The sequence below is a fragment of the Pseudomonas sp. SIMBA_068 genome, assembly GCF_046534705.1.
Classification (GTDB): Bacteria; Pseudomonadota; Gammaproteobacteria; order Pseudomonadales; family Pseudomonadaceae; genus Aquipseudomonas; species Aquipseudomonas putida.
This window is the reverse complement of record NZ_JAWRYI010000507.1, coordinates 1-272: the sequence shown is the minus strand read 5'-3', so window position 1 is coordinate 272 and position 272 is coordinate 1. Positions and strand designations below refer to the sequence as shown.

Annotated in this window: 1 protein-coding gene; it reads right to left on the bottom strand. The window is 45.2% G+C overall.

The window, feature by feature from the left end:
- Positions 1–87: 87 nt before the first annotated feature.
- Positions 88–272: hypothetical protein (locus SB756_RS30160; protein ID WP_219833436.1), on the bottom strand; the 185-nt coding region annotated here is incomplete at its 5' end.

Here is a 272-nt window from a genome sequence, read left to right as displayed (position 1 = left end):
AATAGGGTAGATGGCGATAACTTCACTGGTGCGAAACGCCACCGAAGCAACCGCGCCATTACCGTCAATAGTAATCATATGACACCCTTACATTGCGCAAATGAGGGGCGCACGAAATTGCTGCGCGCCCAGTAGTAATCTTTCAATTTTAGCAAATGGCTTTCTTCTGCATTTTCGCTTTTGTGTCCCCCACATCAGCGTAATGAATGTTTTGATCAAACAGAGGGCAAAAAAATAGCCATAAAAAAGTAAAAATGCGGGGCAACGCGCAG